The organism is Thermoplasmata archaeon (genome assembly GCA_035632695.1).
Taxonomy (GTDB): domain Archaea; phylum Thermoplasmatota; class Thermoplasmata; order RBG-16-68-12; family RBG-16-68-12; genus RBG-16-68-12.
Genome location: DASQGG010000031.1, coordinates 1 through 8,734 on the forward strand (window position 1 = coordinate 1; position 8,734 = coordinate 8,734).

The following is an 8,734-nucleotide window of genomic DNA, read 5'->3' on the forward strand; positions in this document are numbered from 1 at the left end:
GACCACCAGTGGCCCGGACGTTCCGCGATGCGCTTCGAGGTCGCGATCATCTCCTTGATCAGCGCCTCGTTGATCCGCTTCCGGTCGCTCTTCACGTCCGTGATCTCCGCGCCGAACGCCTGCATCGTGAAGCGCTTCTCGTCCGCGAAGGCGTCCGAGAAGACGACGTGGAGCTTGTAACCCAGGGCTGCGCAGACGAACGCCAGGGAGACGCCCGTCGTGCCCGCGGTGTACTCGACCACGGTCCCGCCCTTCACGAGACGACCGTCCTTGGCCGCGGCGTCGATGACCGCCCTCGCCATGCGGTCCTTCATGCTCCCGGTCGGGTTGGCCCACTCGAGCTTGGCGAGGATCCGGGCGGAACCTTTGGGGACGATCTTCTGGAGTTGCGCGATCGGAGTGTTGCCGATGGCGTCGAGAACGGGTCGGGAAGGCGGCATAGAGACGCCTGCGCCCATGGCCCGCGGGGTATTAACGACTAGGCCCGCCCTTTGCCGCCGTGCGGCTTAGGACAGCCTATGCGCCTTCCTCGACCTCGTGGAGCTCGTCCGCGACGAGGCCGTGGGCCTCCTTGTGCACGCGGTTCGCCGCTTCCCGGTTCGGTGCACGGACGAGGCAGAACACCTCGCCGGTCTTCTCGTTGAACCAGTACTTCTCGTACCGCACCCCGTGTTTCCCCTGCACCTTCACATCGGCCGCATGGGCCTGGGCGACGGCCTCCTTGGTCAGACCTTCCACCTTGTTGTGCTTGTCCATGTACAGCGGCATGCTGAACTCCCCTCAGGGGGGATGCGCAAAGCGTGGACCCTCTTAGTCCTATCGACTCTTAGGCCGACCGAACCGCGTCAGCTGCCGCTGCTTGCGGGAGAAGGCTTATCCGGCCTCGTGGGAGTCCGGGAGGCCGCGGGGTAGCGGGAGGTCGCGAGACGATGGCGAGAGGATCAGGCCGAGGGAAAGGGGACGAGGCGCGGGTCCGGGTCGCGTTCCGGGTGCCGCTCGAGTTCGCGTTCGCTTGGTGCACAGACTACACGCCCGGCGACGCGGCCCTCGAGGGCGAGTCGTACCTGCGCAAGGTCGTGGAACGAACGCCGCGCCGCGTGATCTTCGAGGATCTCGAGGAAACGCCGTCGGGCTGGATCTGGGGGCGGGACGTCGTTACCCTGCGCCCGCCGAGGCGCTGGCACATGGAGGGCGTCGGGAGCCACCGCGACGTGACCGCGGATTACGTTCTGACAAAACTCCCGGACGGCCGGACTCAGATGGAGCTGCGATGGTGGAGACGCGCGAAGCCGCTGGGAAAGAAGATCCCGCGCCGGCGACGCGAGCAGGAGACGACCCGGGCGTGGAAGCGCTTCGCCGCGGCCATGGAGCGAGACTATCGCCGGTCGAAGCGTAAAGGGTAGACTTCTTCGTCACGGACCCCGCATCCGGTCCCGGGTCGTGTCCGTTCACGGGACGATCTTGACGGGAGTGCCCAGGGCCTGCGGCGGGAAGCCGCGGTCCCATTTCACGCGGAGGGCGCCCTTCCGCCCATGCAGGGCGACGACGCGGCCGAGGATCTTCAGCCCGTCCTCGCGCGCCCAGACCACGCGCGCCCCGAGGAGCTTCGCCGCGTCCTCGGGCTTGGCGAGGTCCACGACGGTCCGGTAGTTGTCCTGCTTGAACTTGCTGTGGAGGAACGCGGTCACGGTTCCGATCACGTCGCCCTTCGCCATAGGACCGACGCCAGGGTGGCGTGACGTATAAGGGCTTCGGACGCGGCCAGATCCGGAGGAAGGCGCGGCCTCAGTGGAGGAGGCCGTTCGCCTTGAGCTCCGCGGTGATCCGCTCCACGGCCTTGTCGACGTCCTCGGGCTTCCGGGCGCCCGTGCAGACGACCTTGCCGCTGCCGAACATGAGGAGGACGACCTTGGGGTCGTCGAGGCGGTAGACGAGCCCGGGGAACTGCTCCGGCTCGTACTCGACGGAGGTGAGGCCGAGGGTGACCGCGACCGTGTTCAGGTCGATCTGGGCGCCTAGGTCGGCGGTGGCGACGATGTTCTGGACCTCGATCTCGGGATCCTTCTTCACGGAGAACCCCGCGGCGGCGATCTGCTTGGAGACGAGCGCGATCGCGGTCCTCACGCTCTCCAGGCTCTTCGCGCCCGTGCACACGACCTTCCCGCTCCTGAACAGGAGGATCGCGGTCTTCGGCTCCTTGATCCGGTAGATGAGCCCGGGGAACTGCTCGGGCTCGTACTCCGAGCCGCCCAGGGCGAGGGCGATCGCCTTGAGGTCGAGCTCCTGCCCAAGCGAGGTCGACGCGACGACGTTCTCGATTCGGTACGTGGCCATCGAATGAATCTCCCTGGGCCGGAATCACCAACGCCTGGGCGCTTGGAGGTTACGGGACTTGTCTGGTGCCGTATATAGTTCGGGCTCCCCCGCCGGGCCCGCGTCCGCGGGGGCACCCGAGGAGATTACTCCGTCGGCCGACCGTCGTACTCTTCCGGGGCGGCCTCGGCGTCCTGCTTCGTCCTTCGGACCACCCGGTCCTTGTGCTCCGGCGGAGCGTAGATCGTATAGAGTTTGAGGTCCGCGGTCTTTGACGTGTTGATCACGTTGTGCCTCGCCCCGCACGGGACGATCACCGCGGTTCCGTCCTTCACCGGGTTTCGGACGCCGTCGATCAGGGCAACTCCGGTCCCCGCCTCGAACCGGAAGAACTGGTCGACATCCTCGTGGACTTCCTCGCCGATCTCCTCTCCGGGCTTCAGGCGCATAAGGACGAGCTGCTGATGCTTGGCTGTGTACAGGACACGGCGGAAGTCCATGTTCTTCCTCGTCTCCTCCTCGATCCCCGCGACGAAACCCTTCTTCATGCTCCGACCCCGGGCCACGTAGCGCCGTTGGCGGTAATACGGGTTCGGTCCCCGCGTCCTCCTGCGGGACGGGATTCCCGAGCCGGAGGCGAGGGATTCGATCGGGGCGTTAGAGCCTCACCTCATCGATTTCACTTTCGAGGATGCGCTCGACGCAGTCGCTGTCCGCGCCAAGATGAACCGAAAGACGAGGTTCACCCTGGGAAACGCGGCCCGGGGTCGAGCCCGCTTCACGGTCGCCGTGGCCCAGTCCATCCATGCCCTCATCAAAGCCAACGACGCGATCACCATGCGGTTCCTCGGCCGGCGGTCCACCCGGCACGAGGACGCGGCGGTCCTGTTCGGGCTGCTGATCCGGCAGAACAAGATCGACCCCAAGTTCGCATCGGTCCGTTCCCTTCTCACCCGGGCTATCGCGACGAAGTCCGACTATGACTACAAAGGCCTCGAAACGGGACACGATGAAGCGAAGAAGTGGATCCGAGACGTCGCGAGCTTTCTCCAGCTGGCCAAGGAGATTCTCGGGGCGAGGCGCTCATGACGATCGCGCCATCGGGCCACCCACTACTCCGAACCGCGTTCTCGTGAGAGGCGAGGCTGCGACCCAGGAGGCGGGCGGCGTGGGAAGGCCCGGGCCTCCGTCTTCTTTGTGCGGTCGACGCCACCCGATTCCCGTGCCTACAACTCCACGAGCCGCGCCAGGTTCTCGAGCGACTGGGTCCAGCCCATCAACGCGTTCTCGACGGGGATCGCCTTGGGCACTCCCTCTTGCACGATGTCCACCTTCGTCCCGCCGCGCACGTCCCGGAACGTGACCGTGACCGTCATTTCGCCCTGCATGGCCGGGTCGTCGCTTTCGAACTTGTCCGTGTAGCGCAGGCGCTCGTAAGGCTTGATCTGGAGGAACTTCCCGCCGAAGAAGTGGGTGTCCGTCTTGTCGAGGGACGAGAAGCTCAGCCGGTGCGTCCCCCCGACCTTGGGCTCGAACGTGTACACGTGGGCCGAGTATCCGTTCGGCGGGAGCCACTTGGCGAACGCGTCGGGGTCGAGGAACGCGTTGAACACGCGTTCGCGGGGCGCCTTGAAGACGCGGCTCAGTCGCACGGTCCCTGTCATCGTCTTGGTCTTGACCTTCCTCGCTGTCATGGTGCTTCCCTTTCCTTCCACGTTCTCCGCGATGCCGTCCAGCATGTCCTCCCAGAAGATGCGATACTGCACGATCCACGAGAAGGCCGCGGACAGCGGCGCGCCCTTGAGGGCGCACCGGCGCACCCGGCCCGTGGGCGTCTGCTCCAGGAGGCCGGCCTCCTCCAGCACGCGGAGGTGCTGGGAGATGGCCGGCAGGCTGACGTGATGGGGCGCCGCCAACTCGCCCACGGTGCACTCGCCTTCGGCCAGGCGCTCGATGATCGCGCGCCGGATCGGGTGGGCGAGTGCGGCGAACACGTCGTCCAGCCCGACGTTCTTACGCTTAAGCATCGTCTTAACTATAGACGCCGAGTATACTTAAGGATTTGCTTAATGATGCAGGCGCGTGGGTGAAACCGCGGCTGAGACCGTCGCGTGACCGATCTCCTCACGTCTCGATGCGCTCCACGCGGCCGTTAGCCTCGGCCCACCGGAGGAGGCGTAGGAACGCCTGGGTCTCCGCCCCGCCCAGCGCGATCGTGTCGCCCTGGTGGTAGACGTTGCCCGTTTCCCAATCCTTGACCACCCGCCGCACGCGGTACTTCGGCTTCTTCTTCACGTCCATGAACTCGGCCATCTTCGCTGCGGCCCAGGAGTCCTTGAACGTCCCCGCGAACACTGCGAGGCGCGCGTGCGCGATGACCGCGATCTTGTTGGCCACGTCGTTCAGGAAGCTCCGGTTGTGGCTCACGACGAGGACCATGCCCGCGTAGCTTTTCAGGGCCGCGGCCACGATTTCCTGGCTCTCGATGTCCAAGTGGTTCGTCGGCTCGTCGAGGACGAGGAGGTCGTAGTCCTGCGCGATGAACTTGGCCATGGCGAGGCGAGCGCGCTCGCCGCCGCTCAGCTGGCCCACCTTGCTGTTGACCATATCCCCGCTGAACCAGAAACGGCCGAGGAGGCCGCGGGCCCACCCTTCCGGGGGCGGCGGGTTGCGGACGCTGCGGATCTCCTCGAAAAGGGTGCGGTCGAAGTCGAGCTCCTCGGCCTCCTGGGCGAAGTAGCCGATGTTGAGGTTCTTGCCCCGGAAGACGCTGCCCTCGTCCGCCTCCTGCCGTCCGATGAGGACCTCCAGGAGGGTCGTCTTCCCCGCGCCGTTGGGACCCACGAGCCCGACCTTGTCGCCCTTGCCCAGTTCGAGGTCCACGTCGGAGAAGAGGAGGCGGCCGCCGTGGGACTTGGAGACGCCTTGGAGCCGCACGATTCCGGTGCCCGCTCCCGTGCGGAAGGAGAGGCGGAACGCCTTGGGAGCGGTCGGGGCCTCTTCGGGCATCTCCCGTCTCATCTGTTCGACGCGCAGCTTGCGTGAAAGGACTTGCTCGTACACCTTGCGGGACTTGAACTGCTCGATGATCGCCAGCTGCCGCTTGAGTTCCTCGCGATGCCGGTGCATCTGGGCTTGACGGGCACGGGTGATCGCGTCTCGTTGCACCCGGAAGTCGGAGTAGTTGCCCACGTACTCCCACGTGCGGAGGCGGTCGATCTCGATGACCTTGTCCGCGAGCGCATCGAGGAGGAACTTGTCGTGGCTGGCGAGCAGGACCGCGGCGTCGATCTCGAGGAGGAACTCCTCGATCGTCTCGATCGTGTCGATGTCCATGTGGTTCGTCGGCTCGTCGAGGAGGAGGATGTCCTTCTCCTTCGCATTGGCCAGGGCGCGGGCCGTCAGGACTTTGGACTTCTCCCCGCCGGAGAGCGTGCCGAACGTCTGGTCCAGCAGCTCCTCTTCAACGCCCAGGTCGTTGAGGATCGGGTCGTTGACGATGACCGACCGGCTGCGTGCGCCGCCCAGAGCCACGTGGAGCGATTCATAGCGGGCCATACGGGCGTTCGCGTCGGGCGCGTCCCACGCGTCGGGACGGGCCATCCACGCCTCGAGCTCGGCGAGCTCGGCCTCAATCCGCTGCACTTCCGCGCTGGGGGCGCTCAGGACCTCCCGGACGATCGTCGCCTCGGGAACGTTCGGAATCTGCGGCAGGTAGCCGAAGCGGAGTTCGGGCTTCGTGACGAGGTCGCCCACGTCCGGCTTCGTCTCTCCCGCGAGGAGCTTGAACAAGGTGCTCTTCCCGGCGCCGTTGGGCCCGACGAGCGCCACCTTCTCGCCCGCCTGGATGACGAAGTCCGCGTGCTCGAGGACGAGCGTGCCGCTCCAGGACTTCCGGAGGTCGCGGCCCGCGAGGATCGGAGGCATGACGCAGACGCTATTCGGTTGTCCCCGATTAGATTTCGCCTGTCGGGGGATTGGAAAGACCACTCAGCCGATGCGATGGATTCCGGGCAGACCATCGAATCCGGAGTCGAAGCTATAGAGATCGTTGATTCCGCGCCTCTGCATCAGGATCACGGAGGTGGCGTCGCAGACGGAGATCCGCTTTCTCGGCGCCCAGTACTGTCGCAGCAGGGCCTTGGCGTCCTCGAGTACAGGTTTGTCGATGTACAGGATAGTCGTGTTCTCTTCGAGCAGGTCCATGAGCCTTCTCGCGGCCTCGGGACCATCCTTCTTCAGGACGAAGGTGACCACTTCAGCCAGCACCATGTCGGAGATGACAACCTTGACCCGCCGACCGAGGATCTCCTGACCCAGGGCTTTGCCGCGTTCATGCTGGGCATCGGGTCTTCGAGCCGCTGCAATCCACAGGCCCGTGTCGACGAAGACCTCATTCCCCACTGCCATAAATCTCCTCATCGAGGTCTTGAGCCGCGTCGCTTGGCGGGCCCTCCTTCACCAACCCGATGATGGAGGACAAGTCTAGCGGCGGCGTGAAGGACGCTCGAGCTCGGAGGTCAGCGATGTACTCGAGAGCGGCCCGAATATCGGCCTCGGTGAACTGCGGCTTGCTTGCTTGCAGGACTCCAATGATGAGGTCGCGTGGCACGTTCAGGTCCTGCAGGTACATCAGCGTCGCGACAAGCTCCAGCCGGGTAGGCGGGGACTCGTTGAGCTCCTCTGCCACGCCAGCCATCGAATCCGCGACCGCAGCTTGGGTAGGGTCCGAGGAGGCTACGCTGGCAACGAGCTCGGATCCACGCCGCGCGGGCGAGTAGTCGTACCGCCTGTACGGCTCCTCGTCCTCGTCGCCGGGAGTTTCGGTCGCCCGTTCTTGGAGATAGGTGGCATTCACCGCGGATTGGAGGTCCGCGGCAAGATCCTCGGAGTATGGGCCGTAGTGACGGTACTCGAACCGCTCGGGCACGGGATAGCCCAGGCTCTTGAGGACATAGAGAATCTTGTGCATCTTGATGCGGGAAAGGATCGTCCCACAGCGCTCGACGACCGCCACGAGTCTTGCATACTTGGCGACGTCCTCCGAGGCTATCGGGCTCACATTCAGGGTTAGCCTGAACCTGCTCATAAAGACGACGAAGCTTAGCCGCCCGCCATGCAAATCCCCTTCGTCAAGCTTTTCCGTCGACACCTGACTCCGGCATTTGGCGATCACGTGGTGGACGTTCTCCTGGTGGCAATCGTTCTCGTCAGTGTGGCCGTGAGCCTGGTGGCAGGGTACGCAATTGGAAAAGCGCTGACCACGAGAGGCCTCGAGCTGGAATACCAAGAAAGAGAGAAGTCTGCCCGCGAGGACTCGGTCAAGAAGAGTCGCTCGACTCTCACGGGAAAGCTCCTCGAGCAGCTAGGCCCCTTCCTTCCAGATTTCCGATACGACCCGACAGAGGTCCGGTTCATTGGTTCCCCTGTGGATTGCCTGATTTTCGTCGGGGCAAGTGCAGAGGAATGCAAGGAAGTTGTATTCCTAGAAATCAAGAGCGGTCGAAGCAAAAAGAGCAAGGTGCAACGGCGTATCAGAGAAGCGGTTGAGCAGAGTCGGGTTCGACGGGAGGAATACCGCATCCCCGAATCACAGCCTTCTTCGTGAAACATTCGCGCTGGAGATTGCGTCTGCTTTAGGGACCGTAATGACGGGGGCCGGGCGGTTTGACACGACGGTCACCCTCGAGACCCGATTGAGGACCTTAGACCGCACGAGGATGCCAGCGACTTGGTCTAAGGAGGCGACGGCCGAGGGCGGTGGTGGTACAAGTAGTGCCGGCTCCGAACCGGTCAAATCCGACCGGGCTGCAGAATTCTGTAGCTTCCTCTCCCAAGGAAGTCGAGCACCCCGCGGTCACGGAGCAATTGAAGCTGTTGGCGAACTTTCGCGCGCACATTGCGGTTGTCCCGATGCATCGCAGAGAGCCGAGGTTCGAACCGATACAGCTCGGCGAGCGTGAACTCCGGCGTCCCAAGTTCCCGCACGCAGGCGAGCACGTCTGCGGTCCACCCCCGGGACTCTGGTGTGGCGTCCTTAAGGAAAGAAAATGTTTGCCATGCCCTTCGGACCTCTTCCTCTGGTCGGACACTTCCGCTTTGAACCACACCGATCCGTGCGTCCTGGGGCAATGCGGAAAGCAGTATATTGCAGCCCACCCACCCAGCCCTCCTTGCTGTCGGTCGAAGCGGGGCGCGCCTCTCGATCACGGACATGGAAAGGAAGTGACGGGGGACGATGAATACGTTATGTACCCGCCACTCCACAGGCAAATAGTGGAGAAAGAGGAAGTTGGGGGCGCTGGAACTGAAGATGCTCTCGACCATGGGCTGGTAGGCTGAATCCAGGACCCGAGAACCGAAGGAACGAGATTGGCTCTTCAGCTGGAATTCCTCCGAGCACGAACCGCAGCCGAAATCC

At 64.3% G+C, this 8,734-nt stretch carries 13 protein-coding genes; 3 read left to right on the forward strand and 10 right to left on the reverse strand.

All coding sequences use genetic code 11. The features are described 5' to 3' along the window. Positions 1 to 440, reverse strand: a 440-nt coding sequence (locus VEY12_02450; protein ID HYM38991.1) for a pyridoxal-phosphate dependent enzyme, incomplete at its 3' end; no start/stop codon positions are given. A 76-nt stretch (positions 441 to 516) separates the two neighbouring features. After that, complete coding sequence (locus tag VEY12_02455; protein ID HYM38992.1) at positions 517 to 768, reverse strand: DUF4242 domain-containing protein; 252 nt, start codon at positions 766 to 768, stop codon at positions 517 to 519. 161 nt (positions 769 to 929) lie between these two features. Between VEY12_02455 and VEY12_02460 the strand changes: the two genes are divergently transcribed. Continuing rightward, a complete protein-coding gene (locus VEY12_02460) occupies positions 930 to 1,403 on the forward strand; it encodes a hypothetical protein (protein ID HYM38993.1) in 474 nt (157 codons plus the stop codon). 45 nt (positions 1,404 to 1,448) lie between these two features. On the opposite strand, the gene VEY12_02465 is transcribed toward VEY12_02460, so the two are convergent. The 3 genes from VEY12_02465 to VEY12_02475 form a co-directional block, all read right to left on the reverse strand. Further along, on the reverse strand, positions 1,449 to 1,715 hold the full coding sequence (locus VEY12_02465) for a 50S ribosomal protein L35ae (GenBank protein HYM38994.1): 267 nt from the start codon (positions 1,713 to 1,715) through the stop codon (positions 1,449 to 1,451). Between the two features lie 70 nt (positions 1,716 to 1,785). Then, a complete protein-coding gene (locus VEY12_02470; protein ID HYM38995.1) occupies positions 1,786 to 2,334 on the reverse strand; it encodes a TATA-box-binding protein in 549 nt (182 codons plus the stop codon). 125 nt (positions 2,335 to 2,459) lie between these two features. Next, positions 2,460 to 2,861 carry a cupin domain-containing protein gene (locus VEY12_02475; protein HYM38996.1) on the reverse strand — a complete coding sequence of 134 codons (402 nt, stop codon included), beginning with the start codon at positions 2,859 to 2,861 and terminating at the stop codon, positions 2,460 to 2,462. Positions 2,862 to 3,036: 175 nt separating this feature from the next. On the opposite strand from VEY12_02475, the gene VEY12_02480 reads away from it, so the two are divergent. Further along, the gene (locus VEY12_02480) at positions 3,037 to 3,402 is read left to right on the forward strand and encodes a hypothetical protein (protein ID HYM38997.1); all 366 of its coding nucleotides are present in this window, start codon (positions 3,037 to 3,039) and stop codon (positions 3,400 to 3,402) included. Between the two features lie 137 nt (positions 3,403 to 3,539). Here the strand turns inward: VEY12_02480 and VEY12_02485 are convergent, their stop codons facing one another. The 4 genes from VEY12_02485 to VEY12_02500 form a co-directional block, all read right to left on the reverse strand. Beyond that, complete coding sequence (locus VEY12_02485; GenBank protein ID HYM38998.1) at positions 3,540 to 4,340, reverse strand: metalloregulator ArsR/SmtB family transcription factor; 801 nt, start codon at positions 4,338 to 4,340, stop codon at positions 3,540 to 3,542. Between the two features lie 97 nt (positions 4,341 to 4,437). After that, positions 4,438 to 6,240 (reverse strand): ABC-F family ATP-binding cassette domain-containing protein, encoded by a 1,803-nt coding sequence (locus tag VEY12_02490; protein HYM38999.1) that lies wholly within the window; start codon positions 6,238 to 6,240, stop codon positions 4,438 to 4,440. Positions 6,241 to 6,303: 63 nt separating this feature from the next. Then, positions 6,304 to 6,723 carry a PIN domain-containing protein gene (locus VEY12_02495; protein ID HYM39000.1) on the reverse strand — a complete coding sequence of 140 codons (420 nt, stop codon included), beginning with the start codon at positions 6,721 to 6,723 and terminating at the stop codon, positions 6,304 to 6,306. Further along, positions 6,707 to 7,465 (reverse strand): hypothetical protein, encoded by a 759-nt coding sequence (locus VEY12_02500; GenBank protein ID HYM39001.1) that lies wholly within the window; start codon positions 7,463 to 7,465, stop codon positions 6,707 to 6,709. Before VEY12_02500 ends, VEY12_02495 begins: the two co-directional genes overlap by 17 nt. 24 nt (positions 7,466 to 7,489) lie before the next feature. Here VEY12_02500 and VEY12_02505 point away from each other — a divergent pair, with 24 nt between their 5' ends. Next, the gene (locus VEY12_02505; GenBank protein HYM39002.1) at positions 7,490 to 7,921 is read left to right on the forward strand and encodes a Holliday junction resolvase-like protein; all 432 of its coding nucleotides are present in this window, start codon (positions 7,490 to 7,492) and stop codon (positions 7,919 to 7,921) included. Between the two features lie 185 nt (positions 7,922 to 8,106). Here VEY12_02505 and VEY12_02510 read toward each other — a convergent pair. Beyond that, on the reverse strand, positions 8,107 to 8,734 hold a 628-nt coding region (locus tag VEY12_02510), incomplete at its 5' end, for a DpnI domain-containing protein (protein ID HYM39003.1).